Annotated in this window: 9 protein-coding genes and 3 pseudogenes; 7 read left to right on the top strand and 5 right to left on the bottom strand. The window is 52.1% G+C overall.

Annotation, left to right across the window (positions count from 1 at the left end):
* Positions 1–17: 17 nt before the first annotated feature.
* Both aceF and lpdA read left to right on the top strand, forming a co-directional pair.
* A pseudogene (gene aceF, locus GPOALKHO_RS06920) lies at positions 18–1,253 on the top strand (dihydrolipoyllysine-residue acetyltransferase); the annotation flags it as partial.
* 230 nt (positions 1,254–1,483) lie between these two features.
* Positions 1,484–2,905 carry a dihydrolipoyl dehydrogenase gene (gene lpdA / locus GPOALKHO_RS06915; protein WP_406701861.1) on the top strand — a complete coding sequence of 474 codons (1,422 nt, stop codon included), beginning with the start codon at positions 1,484–1,486 and terminating at the stop codon, positions 2,903–2,905.
* Between the two features lie 951 nt (positions 2,906–3,856).
* On the opposite strand, the gene GPOALKHO_RS06910 is transcribed toward lpdA, so the two are convergent.
* A complete protein-coding gene (locus GPOALKHO_RS06910; RefSeq protein WP_406701860.1) occupies positions 3,857–3,994 on the bottom strand; it encodes a hypothetical protein in 138 nt (45 codons plus the stop codon).
* 575 nt (positions 3,995–4,569) lie between these two features.
* Here GPOALKHO_RS06910 and GPOALKHO_RS06905 point away from each other — a divergent pair.
* The 3 genes and pseudogenes from GPOALKHO_RS06905 to GPOALKHO_RS06895 form a co-directional block, all read left to right on the top strand.
* Positions 4,570–5,861 (top strand): annotated as a pseudogene (locus GPOALKHO_RS06905) (aconitate hydratase B); the annotation flags it as partial.
* A 118-nt stretch (positions 5,862–5,979) separates the two neighbouring features.
* The gene (locus tag GPOALKHO_RS06900; RefSeq protein ID WP_406701859.1) at positions 5,980–6,204 is read left to right on the top strand and encodes a YacL family protein; all 225 of its coding nucleotides are present in this window, start codon (positions 5,980–5,982) and stop codon (positions 6,202–6,204) included.
* Between the two features lie 125 nt (positions 6,205–6,329).
* Positions 6,330–6,497 (top strand): hypothetical protein, encoded by a 168-nt coding sequence (locus GPOALKHO_RS06895; RefSeq protein WP_406701858.1) that lies wholly within the window; start codon positions 6,330–6,332, stop codon positions 6,495–6,497.
* A gap of 20 nt (positions 6,498–6,517) precedes the next feature.
* Here GPOALKHO_RS06895 and speD read toward each other — a convergent pair whose 3' ends face one another.
* The 4 genes and pseudogenes from speD to GPOALKHO_RS06875 all read right to left on the bottom strand — a co-directional run bounded on the left by speD (position 6,518) and on the right by GPOALKHO_RS06875 (position 10,120).
* On the bottom strand, positions 6,518–7,312 hold the full coding sequence (speD, locus tag GPOALKHO_RS06890; RefSeq protein WP_406701856.1) for an adenosylmethionine decarboxylase: 795 nt from the start codon (positions 7,310–7,312) through the stop codon (positions 6,518–6,520).
* Positions 7,313–7,339: 27 nt separating this feature from the next.
* Positions 7,340–8,203, bottom strand: coding sequence for a polyamine aminopropyltransferase (gene speE / locus GPOALKHO_RS06885; RefSeq protein WP_406701855.1), 864 nt, complete (start codon positions 8,201–8,203; stop codon positions 7,340–7,342).
* 108 nt (positions 8,204–8,311) lie between these two features.
* A pseudogene (locus GPOALKHO_RS06880) lies at positions 8,312–8,591 on the bottom strand (YacC family pilotin-like protein).
* Between the two features lie 1,049 nt (positions 8,592–9,640).
* Positions 9,641–10,120: a hypothetical protein gene (locus GPOALKHO_RS06875; RefSeq protein WP_406701854.1), complete on the bottom strand. Its 480-nt coding sequence runs from the start codon at positions 10,118–10,120 to the stop codon at positions 9,641–9,643.
* 611 nt (positions 10,121–10,731) lie between these two features.
* Here GPOALKHO_RS06875 and GPOALKHO_RS06870 point away from each other — a divergent pair.
* Positions 10,732–10,977: a GMC family oxidoreductase N-terminal domain-containing protein gene (locus GPOALKHO_RS06870; RefSeq protein ID WP_406701853.1), complete on the top strand. Its 246-nt coding sequence runs from the start codon at positions 10,732–10,734 to the stop codon at positions 10,975–10,977.
* 790 nt (positions 10,978–11,767) lie between these two features.
* Positions 11,768–12,319, top strand: coding sequence for a hypoxanthine phosphoribosyltransferase (gene hpt / locus GPOALKHO_RS06865; protein WP_406701852.1), 552 nt, complete (start codon positions 11,768–11,770; stop codon positions 12,317–12,319).
* Positions 12,320–13,012 lie beyond the last annotated feature (693 nt).

The following is a 13,012-nucleotide window of genomic DNA, read 5'->3' as shown; positions in this document are numbered from 1 at the left end:
AAATCATGACTATTGAAATCAACGTACCGAATATCGGTGCAGATGAGGTGGAAGTCACCGAAGTTCTGGTCAGCGTGGGCGATAAAGTTGACGCCGAGCAGTCACTGATTACCGTGGAAGGCGACAAAGCGTCCATGGAAGTGCCGGCTCCGTTTGCGGGAATCGTCAAAGAGATCAAGATTAACGTCGGCGATAAGGTCAGCACCGGTTCTCAGATCATGGTATTCGATGTGAAAGGCGCCGCCCCCGCGCTGACTGCAGCCAAGGAAAGCGCCGCAGCTGTGGCCTCGGCGCCGGCGCAAGGCAAAGGCGAATTTTCCGATAACGACACCTATGTGCACGCGACCCCAGTGATCCGCCGGCTGGCGCGCGAATTCGGCATCAACTTGGCGAAGGTGAACGGTACCGGGCGCAAAGGCCGTATTCTACGCGAAGATATCCAGGCGTACGTCAAGGAGGCGGTCAAATGCGCCGAGACCGCTCAAGCCGCTGTCGATGGCGGTACGCTGCCTGGCTTACTGCCGTGGCCAAAAGTAGACTTCAGCAAGTTTGGCGACACCGAAGAGGTGGAGCTGGGGCGGATCCAGAAAATCTCCGGCGCCAACCTGCACCGCAACTGGGTGATGGTCCCTCATGTGACCCAGTTCGACGAAACCGATATCACTGAAATGGAAGTCTTCCGCAAGCAGCAGAACGCCGAGGCCGAGAAGAAGAAGCTAGATGTGAAAATCACCCCGCTGGTGTTTATCATGAAGGCGGTTGCCAAGGGGCTGGAAAAGCTACCGCGTTTTAACAGTTCGCTGTCCGAAGACACCCAGAAACTGACGCTGAAGAAATACATCAATATTGGCGTGGCGGTAGATACCTCGAATGGTCTGGTGGTACCGGTGTTCCGCGATGTGAATAAAAAAAGCATCCTGGAATTGTCACGCGAGCTGACGGAGATCTCGAAAAAGGCCCGCGCCGGTAAGCTGACTTCGTCGGATATGAAGGGCGGCTGTTTCACCATCTCTAGCCTGGGCGGCATCGGCGGTACGGCGTTCACGCCTATCGTCAATGCGCCGGAAGTGGCGATACTCGGAGTGTCTAAATCGTCGATGAAGCCGGTGTGGAACGGTAAAGAGTTCGCGCCACGATTGATGTTGCCGCTGTCACTGTCCTATGACCACCGAGTCATCGACGGCGTCGACGGTGCGCGTTTTATCAGCTTCATCAATAATGTGATGTCCGATATCCGTCGCCTGGTAATGTAATTTTTAGGCCTGCTCCCTGGCCGGCCTGCTTGTTTCTGCGTCACCGCCGGCGGTGAAGGGCGGTCGGCGGGACACCAACTAAACATGCGCCGTCGTCATATACTTTGCAGTCTATTAACATTTCTGTAGACTATGGGCGATGGAGACGTTCCGGTGGATACAGCGCATTATGCAAATACACGCGATAAAATAGACGTTTGACCCGTCGGGCAATCAACTAAGAGGTCATGATGAGTACAGAAATAAAAACTCAGGTCGTGGTACTTGGGGCAGGTCCGGGCGGCTATTCTGCGGCATTTCGCTGTGCGGATTTGGGTCTGGAGACCGTATTGGTGGAGCGTTATTCCACGCTCGGCGGGGTCTGCCTGAATGTGGGCTGCATCCCCTCGAAAGCCTTATTGCACGTCGCTAAAGTCATCGAAGAGGCCAAGGCGCTGAGCAAAAACGGCATCGTCTTTGGTGAGCCGCAAACTGACATCGACAAAGTGCGCACCTGGAAGGAAAAGGTGGTCAATCAGCTGACCGGCGGCCTGAGCGATATGGCTAAAGCGCGTAAGGTCAAGGTGACAAACGGCTACGGTAAATTCACCGGCGCCAACACTTTGCAAGTGGAAGGCGAAAACGGCAAGACAACCATTACCTTCGACAACGCCATTATTGCTGCAGGCTCCCGCCCGATCCAACTGCCGTTTATCCCCCATAGTGATCCCCGTGTATGGGATTCCACCGATGCGCTCGCCCTGACCACCGTACCGAAGCGCCTGCTGGTGATGGGCGGCGGCATCATCGGCCTGGAAATGGCCACTGTTTACCACGCGCTTGGATCGGAAATTGACGTGGTGGAAATGTTCGATCAAGTTATCCCCGCGGCTGATAAAGATGTTGTGAGAGTCTTCACCAAACACATCAGCTCTCATTTCAATCTGATGCAGGAAACTAAAGTCATCGCAGTGGAAGCTAAAGAAGACGGTGAGTATGTTAGCATGGAAGGGGAAAAAGCGCCGTCGGAAGCTCAGCGCTATGACGCCGTTCTGGTCGCCATCGGACGCGTGCCGAACGGTAAATTGCTAGATGCTGGCCAGGCCGGGGTAGAGGTCGACGACCGTGGTTTCATCCGTGTCGATACACAAATGCGCACCAATGTGCCGCACATCTACGCTATCGGCGATATCGTCGGCCAGCCGATGTTGGCGCACAAAGGCATCCATGAGGGCCACGTGGCGGCGGAAGTGATCGTCGGCAAGAAACATTATTTCGACCCGAAAGTCATCCCATCTATCGCTTATACCGAGCCGGAAGTAGCTTGGGTCGGTTTGACGGAAAAAGAAGCGAAAGAGAAAGGTATTAGCTACGATGTCGCCACCTTCCCGTGGGCGGTATCCGGCCGCGCCATCGCTTCCGACCGCCAGGATGGTATGACTAAGCTGATTTTCGATAAAGAAAGCCATCGGGTGATTGGCGGCGCAGTGGTCGGTGTTAACGGCGGCGAGCTGCTGGGCGAAATCGGGCTGGCCATTGAGATGGGCTGTGATGCGGAAGATATTGCGCTGACCATTCATGCACATCCCACGCTGCATGAATCGGTGGGTCTGGCGGCGGAAGTTTACGAAGGCACTATTACCGACCTGCCCAACGCCAAGAAAAAGAAATAACTTTTCTTTGCCCTGTAGCAAAGCGTCGTGTTAGGCGCCTTTTCATTTGGAAATACGCCAATAGCCACCTTACCTCCTAGCGATGAGTCGCATCACCGATCTAATCGACCAATTGCAAGAAATGGGGCTGGCCAAGATATTGCAGCGGCGTATCCTCTTTGGTAGCCAATCAGGCAAAGCGCTCGAAAATTAGGGTAATCGGTAATTAGCAGCGTCGTTTTTAACCGGCTGCTGCGAAATTTGGGTGGCGCAGCGATTGGCAAAGACAAGACTGTTATGGCGATAATGCGCCAGAATACAGGCGCTATCATCGCCCTTGGTAGTATCCAGCAATTCTTATGGCCATAGGCAGGATCGTCTAGTACGGTGTGTATTTTGCGTCAGCTGTTAACGGATTTTCGCCAAAATATCGTCCAGCGACTGGCAGACTTTTATCGTGCACATTTCCACAAAGTGATTGTCCAAGCGTCGTCCGGCGGCGGCGATTGATAGATTTGATAATCACCAATTTACATCAAATAGAACCAGATAGCTGAAAAACCTTACGGCACTCGCTGTTGGTATCAGCACGCCATAAAACAAGCAACCATTGTTGTCGGCGTGAGATCGTCCGACCCTACCGGCCCCAGGCTGGCTCAGTTACCGGTAGAGTCAAGTGATAGCGGCGTGCTCTTACTACCTTGGAGGAAAAATCTGTCGTACAGTCGGCCGATAAGCCAAATTGACTGGCGGTCATCCAGCATTCTGGCCTGAATAGTACGCGTAATGCGACTGCTGGTCAGCGCCAGGCGTGGTTAGGGCTTACACAAGGCTTGCCAAAAACGCTTCCCCTATGGCCACCGGCACGCCGTTGGAAATCGGTTGCGTGCGTGGCCTCACCAGAGGAGAGACATTAGCGCATGCCACAGCATAAGCGCTCGCCTCCGTTCAACTACGGCATACGCTTGGCTTTTAAGCTACGGCTGCGGCTTCGGTTTTATCGATGCCATTAACCAGAGCGTCGGTTTTGGCCTCAGTCTTGGCATGCATTACGGCTTCAGTTTTGCCCTCAGCTTCATCTACGGTGCCAGCAAAGGTATCGCCTTGCACAGCGATGGCGTTAGTAATATCGGCCGCGTCTGCGCCACCGCAAACATTAACACGTCGGCGGCTTCAGCCGAGTCCGCAGCGATACTGCCAACTACCATTTCCAGGCTAGCACGGAGAGCATTGAGACGCTGTCGCCAGCGGCTTCAATCTCTTGCACGTAGCATTGCGGCGATGAGGTCACCTCGACCGGTGGCGTTTCATTTGCGCGTCCACCACTTTAACTGTATTCGGCAACGTAGGCACGGACGTGCTTAGCGCGCCAGCCAGGAAGTTAAGGGTATATTGACGTATGCTGCGCGGGATTTGCCGCCACTCCCGTTGTCGACCTAATCAAAATCGGAGGGGCGTTACGATTTAGTGACCAGTAGGAATTGAGGAGTATTGCGAAAAGGGGCGCAAGACATTAACTCTTGAACAAAGTGCAGCGGCAGAGAGAACCGCAGGCAGGCGCTATAGGGCGAAAACATCTGGCGCGCTGATGCCTTGCTTCAGTATACTTTTTCTGTTAAAGTGATTTGACAGGTAGCATGCGGCGCAGTCGTCCGGCATCATCTCCTGCCACTCTCGCGATGTCGCCGCCAGCGACAAGCGACAAAGGGTATTCGCTTGTCAGGAATGGTTGGCCGCGCGCGGCGTTCCGGAGTACGTCCAGGCCACCATTACGAGTCGAAAAGACCTCGGTGTGGTCGCAGAATACGACAGGCCATATGAGGCGCGATGAGTTGAAGGATCTGACGTGCCAGGGTTTCTTCGCCGACCTGGTAATCAATCATTTTGCCACACCGTCACCTATCCCAAGCCGGTGGACATTGCAGACCTACTATACGCTGCCGGACTTCATCATGAACCGTGGCGGCATCTCTTTGTATCCAGGCGACGGTATCTCTACTCCTGGCTGAATCGCATGTTATGGCCCAACAACATCGGCACCGGCGGCGATTCCAACACCCGTTTCCCGATTGGCATCTCGTTCCCGGCGGGGACCGGGCTGGCGGCCTTCGCGCCGTGACCGGTGTCATGTCATTGGATATACCGAAGTCGGCGCTGGTTCGTTTTAAAGTCACCATACAACCAGGCATTACCCTTCGCGATCTGGTGCATGCGATCCCGTATTATGCTATCAAGCAAGGGCTGCTGACGGTGAAGGAAGGGGGCAAGAAAAACATTTTTCCGGCCGCATTTTGGAAATCGAGTGGCTACCAGAACAAAAGGTGGAACAGGCTTTAAACTGCTGGGAGGCCTTGGCGGAACGCTCCGCCGCCGGTTGCACCATCAAGTTTGACCGGGCGCCGATTAGCGAATATTTAAATTTCAATATATGTTTCTGAAATGGATAATTTCGCGAGCGCTGCGCGCTAGAATGGCGTATCAAAGGCATGGAGAGCTAGCTGTTGGCGGATGCCGATGCCGAGTATGCAGCGATGATTGAGATGATCTGGCTGGCGCACTAATCCTGTGCGTGCCGAACAATCCGGATGACGCCCGTCTGCTGTCTGACGCGGCCGACAGTAAAATTGATGAAGTCTTTATCGGCTCCTGCATGACTAAATCGACCACTTCCGCGCCACCGGTAAGCTGCTGGACAACCACAAGAGAGGGCTGCTATAGCGTCTTCGGCAAAAGTAGCGTGCATATGGAAATCCCGTGATTGCTCGCTGTGCATGGGTAACCAGGCGCGGGTAAGATAAGAGATGGCGCGACAGTAATATCTACAGTAATATCTACATCTACCCATAACTTGAGGAATATTTGCAGATGATGATGCTGGTGGATCAAACGGCAGTGGATATCTACCGCTATCTGAATTTTGATCGCCTCAGTAATACACTGACAAAGCCGATCAGGTCATTTCCAAACCGCGGTTTAACTCCTCCAGTGTGTAGCGGCGTCCGCCCGGCAAGTCCATTACCGCCCGTTGTTGGCGGGCGTTTTTGCCTGTACGGCGCGCGGCCTGGGTAACCGCCGTCCCGGCGGCGATAATCGTAGTGCAAGCTTGTAGCGGGCACGGTGAAAACGCGCATAATCCGATTATCTTTCACCAACATTTTCCACAAAGATACAGCATAGACTCAAACGGGGTGGTGGACGGCAACAATGAACCACGAATTTTACGCGACGCCACCGGTCAGATTATCGTCAAATTCTCAGTGGGCCATGAGGCCATCTGGCATTGGCTAAATGACGAAGTAAAGGGCGATAGGCGCTACTAGCTGATGCGGAGTAGTTTACTGAGCCTATCAGGCCCCCTGGCGCAGTGGCGGCACATCGGTCATGAAATAATCTTGCTTATTGACGCTGAAGAGTTCATGGTGCACGCTAACGGCATATCGGTGGGATGCTGAAAAGGAGTTCAGTTACTACTGTCGCCCTGTGCGACAGCGACGATGTTCTGCTGATACTGAAGCGGTATCGCCAGTTCATTCTGACGGATGAAGCGCGGGCTGAGGAAGCTTACTCCGGCCAGCCTGAGTTCTTCGCGGCTTGCTTCGAGTTGCGCGACTAACCTTGCCGGCAAGGTCGGGATTATATTACAGACAAGTTGCGGCCGTAATAAATTTCCTGCATCTCCTTGTAAAGGAGATCGGTAATTGCTTTTCGCTCGTCCACGCTGAGATTGTCAGGCCTGGCATTGAAAAGATAGTGTTTTAGATCGAAATCTTTCAGCATCATCTTAGTGTGGAAAATATTCTCCTGATACACATTGACGTCCATCATGTGATAGAGCGCTTTCATATCTCTGATCATAAAATTCTGAATCGAATTGATCTCGTGGTCGATATAATGTTTTACCCCGTTAATATCGCGGGTAAAGCCACGCACGCGGTAATCCATGGTGACAACATCTGACTCCAACTGATGGATCAGGTAATTAAGCGCTTTTAACGGGGAAATGGCGCCGCAGGTCGAGACTTCTATATCGGCGCGAAAAGTGCACATGCCGCCCCCGGGATGGCTTTCCGGGTAGGTATGCACGCAAATATGGCTTTTATCCAGATGCGCCACCACCGATTCTGGTAGCGGTCCGGGATGTTCAGACGTGTCGATACTGCCTGGGTCGACCGGCTCCTCGCTGACCAAGATGGCCACGCTCGCGCCCTGCGGCTCGTAGTCCTGGCGGGCAATATTCAGGATATTGGCACCTATCATCGAGCAGGTTTCACTGAGAATTTCCGTCAGACGATTGGCGTTATATTGTTCGTCAATGTAGGCGATATAGCTGTCACAGTCGTCCGCCGTTTTAGCATAACAAATGTCGTAAATACAAAGACTCAGGCTCTTGGTCAGATTATTAAAGCCGTGTAGTTTTAGCTTCTGCAATTTGGTTCACCCCCTTTAAATACTGTTTCAGCGGGAAGCTAATAAGACATTCAGAAAATATTGCGGCAGGGCAAAGCTGCCGTTATGGATTGCCGCATTATAGTAGCGGCAGGTCAGGCCGGTCTTGTCGATACGCGCCGCCAGTGGCGCGGTGTCGAGCTGGCGTAGCGTCGGATTTTGACTGGCCCAGGCAAAGACTATAATACCACCGTAATAGGTTGGCACCGCAGTCTGATAAAAACTGACGTCGCTAAAATAGTAACGAAGTTTCCGGTAACTATTGACCGCTTCCTCCTGTTGTAAAAAACACACGCCGTTCTGCGTGACGAAAATGCCGTCTTGGTTAAGACAGCGTGCGCAGTTATGATAGAAATCAGAGGTAAACAGGCTTTCTCCCGGCCCGATAGGGTCGGTGCAGTCGGAAATTATGACATCGAATTTCTCGCTGCTTTGGGAAACAAAATCCACACCGTCAGCAATTACTAGCGTAAAACGCGGGTCATCAAACGCGCCCGCGTTATGGCTTGGCAAATATTTTTGACAGAAGGTCACCACGCCGGCATCGATCTCAACCATAGTTATTTGCTTTACGTCGGAATGAAGGCTGACTTCACGTAGCACCCCACCGTCGCCGCCGCCGATGATGAGCACTTTTTGGGCGTTGCCATGGGCGATGAGCGGCACATGGGCCATCATCTCATGATAGATAAATTCATCGCGCTCGGTGGTCTGTATCACGCCGTCCAGCGCCATGACCCGGCCTAATGCGGCGTTTTCAAATACCATAAAATCCTGCTGGCCAGTAGTTTCTCGGTACAGGATGTTATCTACGGTAAAATATTGGCCGAAATGATCGTATAACGTTTCGTGCCAGATTTCTTGGTTGGACATGTCTGGCTGCTCCTTGGCAAGTCCGCCATGAAAAACAGCGCAACATGATAGCTAACTCTTCCTGCAGTTGCACGGTTAAATTTCGTGCAAAGGAGTTTTGAGAGCATATTATTTGGCATAGGCGAGTAAACCGAGAGAGTTGGTCGCCAGCGATTCGCATTTTTTCGACGACGGTAAGGGGATCCCAGCGGTTTTGCTGGGCGAACATCAAGATAGCGCGGCGGATTTGCTCATTGGGCATATCCGCATAGCCGCAATCATTCTTGAGATAGATGAACAGCGCCGTTAGGTCGGCCATATCTTTCGCTTCATTCTCAGTCAGCGCCGGCGCGGCACTGGATATTCCAAACAGGCTCAGTAATAGCATCACCAATAAGGTGTTTTTCATAGCGAAACTCAATCCAATCGTTATACTTTGACGCTATCATATTGCAATATAGACGCCTTCTATTATTTAAATCGTAGGGTGGTCATTCCTCATTATGGAATAGGAAAGGAACTTGCACTATAGCATAGCGGTCACTCTCTTCTCGGTTCTGCTCATGCCGACACCTATCCTCCGGCGTGCTAACAAGGTTCCATTGGGCAATACCAATGGGTGTCATGCCTCGCTTGCTGGTTAAGCTTGACGTTCTAGTCCATCACAAGTCCAGTGCCATTGGCGGTTGACGGCGCGTAGACTAACCTCATTGGGAGCCAGCTCCGACAGCACGAGCAGCGTTTGAGCTTGCGTGGCGGCCATGCGCGGGGTTGATAGTCAATAGCGCGCGATGACCCCAACGAAAAGCCATCAGGATCGACTGTCGGCGCGCCCGCATAGAAGCGAAAGTTTGTCTGGTTGGCCACCGCTGGGTTGTTGGTAAAAGCGTCTCGTGTGACAGGTCATTGATAGCGAACACGTCTTTGCAAGACAGTGTGATTGCAAAAGCCCAACTGCGCGATGTTTGCGTCAGTTTCAGACTCTGTCGTAACTTAAACACTGGTGTTAGGAGTCAATAGTGTCATCAGCGCGACAGTGTGCAAATTCTTGTTGGTAAGCTAGGTTAAAAGCTACCTCGTTGGTGGTGTCCACTCAACCGGAGGGAGCGGTCAAACGTTTCCAGCCGTTGGCTTTCATGAGTGGCCAGGGGAAGGACACCGGAATGCCATACGTTTAATCGAGGGCATGATATCGCTTAAGGCATCGTGAACGACCAGAGGAAGCTGCTCGGCGGAGGTTGCCTGGACCGATGGCAGGGCTGCATTGGCGTCGTTACCATAGGTCGGTATCGTTCACAGCCAATTGGCCACGTCTGCCACAGAGCGGGATGGGCCGCCAGATGTGGCAGCAGAGAAAGTCGCTTCGCGCGCGTCCGGCAGATCGACCACCGCCGCCGGCAGCCGATGGTTGATAGCGAAAGCGGTTACGTAAACGTTGTCAACGGTGTTTACGGCGCCTTAGCTGGCGGTTCGCTGGCGAGATAAGCGGGATGATGTTGATGAAAGCTTCGGTGCCCGATCGTTTTTCTGCGCCATAAAGGCCGGGACATCAGCGCAGTGAACGCGGTGATGGCCACGGGTTTTCCACGAAGCCAAGGCTCGCCTTTGGAAATACTGAGCAACTACGCGGCCTGGGTCGTTGTCAAGAATCGTTAGCCATAATTTCGACTGGAATAGGCTCTCCTCTGAAGCTTGATACATTTTCTCAATGATCTCCGAGCGACCTTGGGCATGACGATACAGTTCGCTGGCAGCGGGCGCCAGAGTTGTCGTCTCTTCATTTCTCACGGTTCCTAAAAGACTTACAGACGGAGTGACCTGACGAGTGATTTTCGCTGAAAATCCTATGCGGCCATGACGATGGATGTTGGCGGCAACGAGGTGCATGGACGAATTCGACTTTATCGTGTGCGGTGCAGGATCTTCCAGTTCGGTCATCGCGGCACGCCTAGTGAAAACCCACACGTGTGCGTGCGGCTCGTTGAAGGCAGGGTGGTGGCGATGAGCCTGAAGTGATGGATCCGACCCAATGGCCACTGAATCTGTGTTCGGATAGCGGCCTGGCTTTTGTCACACAGTCCAGCTCACATTTAAACGGTCGGGCCATTCCGCTTATATGGGTAGGGCGCTCAGCGGTGGATCGAACATCAATGTCTGCGTCTGGGCGCGCGGTCATTAAAACGATTGGGAAAACTATGCCACCGACGCGGGGATAAAAGCTGGTGCTATGAATCGGTCCTCAGTACATTCACACTGTATTATTGAGGACTGGCATGGCGCAACCGATCCGCTACGCCGCGGCTTGGAGTGACCGGCGCATGCACAATCCGCCGACAACTCGAAGCCGATTGCCAGGGCAATGGTCGACGTCGCTCGCTCTTTTGGCATGCCGACGTTCGACAGCCACAATGGGAAAACGATGAAATGGCAGTGCGACATAGCGATAAACGATGTGATCATTAAAAACAGGTGACGTTCCTCAATCTTCCCTTCTTATGTGTATCCGCTCTGTGGCAGCCTAATCTGACGGTTTTAACGCGTACCCTGAGGTGATAGAGGTGCCGGCGACGCGTCGCTGCCGGGCAAAGCAAGAAGCCATATTTTCACTGAGCGCCATCCGTACGCCTAAAGTTTTGGTGCAGTCCGGTATTAGTCCGGCGGACGAGTTGCAGTGTCACGGCATCCTGGCGGTGCAGTATTTACCGGGTGTGAGTCAGAACCATCAGGACCATGTTTCCTTGTTGTCGTATCTTCGAGTATCGCACACCGCGGCCGATCAGGCATGGCGGATCTGAATCCACTCTATAGTGCTCCATTGTCAGGTCGAGTTCCCTGTGCCGAGCGCGAAAACGGCAGCCATTGGGGTGCTAGAGCATGGATGAACGATGTCGTGGGCCTTGCCCATCCAAAGGCCGAGGGCTACTGCTGCTTTTGGCCTTTATGTTGACGATCCAATACGCATAGAGGCCAACATGCCATCTCATCCCGACGATCTCAAGATGGCGTTGCCAACATCGCGCTTTGCCGGGAGCTAGGCAATTCATCGGTCTTTCACCGATCGGTCAATGGCGAGTCACTACCTGGCAATCTCAGTCCCCAGGCGATGAAGGCCTATGTGCTTAATTCGGCGGTGACCTACTGGCAGCAATGTTGCGCGGCCAAATGGGGCTGGATACGATGTTGGTGGTAAATAGCCGTTTAAAAGTCTATATATTGATAGGCTTACCTATCTGATGAATCTATTTTGCCTAATGTCCCTAGCGGCAATACCATGTCACCGTACGCGGTGATAGGCGAAAAGGTGGCGGACATGATTGATTAAGGCTGCATTACCGCCATTACCTCCGCTGTTAAGCTTAATTAGTGGCGCTTCGGGTGGCCAAACGGCAGCAAAAAGCAACAGTTTATTGCTATGCTTTAATCCCCATCCGACCACCTTTTCCCTGATATAATCTCTTGCCCAAAGAGGCTCTTATGCAGGCTGCGTTATGCCTGATTGTGCAAAATTCCATGGAGCGATCGAGCAATAACGGATATTTGCCTGCTAGCGTTTTACCTAAATAATATCAGTGTGATAGGTAATTTATGAAACATCATGTTGAAGTTATGATCTCCGAACAAGAAATCGCCAAGCGCATCGCCGAACTGGGGCAGTCCATCAGTGAACATTATCACGATAGCAGCAGCGAAATGGTGCTGGTCGGTTTATTACGGGGGTCGTTCATGTTTATGGCTGATCTCTGCCGTGCGGTCACTGTGTCGCATGAAGTGGATTTTATGACTGCTTCCAGCTACGGCAGCGGCATGGGCTCGAGCCGCGATGTAAAAATTCTGAAAGATCTTGATGAGGATATTCGCGGTAAGGATGTATTGATTGTCGAAGATATCATCGATTCCGGCAACACCTTGAGCCGGGTGAGCGAGATCCTCGCTTTGCGCCACCCAAAATCCCTCACCATTTGCACATTGCTGGATAAACCGGATCGCCGTGAAGTCAAAGTAACGGTAGAGTGGGTGGGCTTTATCATTCCCGATGAGTTTGTCGTCGGTTACGGTATCGATTATGCCCAACGTTACCGCCATTTACCTTATGTCGGCAAAGTAGTTGACGGCTGTAGAATCCGTCTGAGCCGATAGGTCTGCAGGAAGATAGGCGACCGGGCAAGCAGGCTACAGGGCGCAGATGAGCGCGGCACACCCCTGAGAAATGGTCAAGGTATTTGCCACAAATAAACGGGCGAAAAGAAAACTTGCGTTCCATTATTGGGTCATCAATATAGCAAACCGTTCGCTCTAACCGCATGTGCGGGCGGGTCAATGACCACCATCACTGCGGCTGAGTGGTATAAATAGAATTTATACTGCTATGTTATAAAATGTGCTGTTGCCACAATGTTAACCTAAACCACAGATCCGTTTGACAGTAGAATCTGATGCTAAACAGACCTTGAGAATACTAAGACGTTCGATGGTAAATCAAAGTCTATTAAGCGTAAACATTCAATCGCAATTAAAACATTATGCAGGTAAGCAATCAGAGGACGATTACTGTCATTGTTGGAGCAATTGCCGCGATGATGCTCATGGAACAATATGGGTAGTAGTGGTTTAGGGGTTAAGATTTAGTTTGCTAAAGTCTCTACCCAGCGCCAGTATTTTACTCTGTTTCGCTAATAAAAGGCCCGCTCCCCTCTTGCCAAGGTGATAAATGCCGTGCCTAACTCTTCTCCATGGATAATGGAGATTTTTGCTATAAAACTCTATATTGTTTTTCTTGACTAGATAGATAAAAGATCAGGTCTATGCATGACGCCTGAGTTATGCGAAATT

Origin of the sequence: Sodalis sp. (in: enterobacteria) (assembly GCF_036327475.1) — a bacterium.
Taxonomy (GTDB): Bacteria; Pseudomonadota; Gammaproteobacteria; order Enterobacterales; family Enterobacteriaceae.
Note: the sequence above shows the minus strand (reverse complement) of the source record. Positions and strands in the feature narration are given on the sequence as shown.

What these genes read in the sequence shown, in the direction of transcription:
- GPOALKHO_RS06895 (WP_406701858.1), top strand. Translation starts at nt 6,330, where the DNA reads ATGCTGAAAAGGAGTTCAGTTACTACTGTCGCCCTGTGCGACAGCGAC.
- lpdA (WP_406701861.1), top strand. Translation starts at nt 1,484, where the DNA reads ATGAGTACAGAAATAAAAACTCAGGTCGTGGTACTTGGGGCAGGTCCG.
- speE (WP_406701855.1), bottom strand. Translation starts at nt 8,203, where the DNA reads ATGTCCAACCAAGAAATCTGGCACGAAACGTTATACGATCATTTCGGC.
- GPOALKHO_RS06875 (WP_406701854.1), bottom strand. Translation starts at nt 10,120, where the DNA reads ATGACCGAACTGGAAGATCCTGCACCGCACACGATAAAGTCGAATTCG.
- hpt (WP_406701852.1), top strand. Translation starts at nt 11,768, where the DNA reads ATGAAACATCATGTTGAAGTTATGATCTCCGAACAAGAAATCGCCAAG.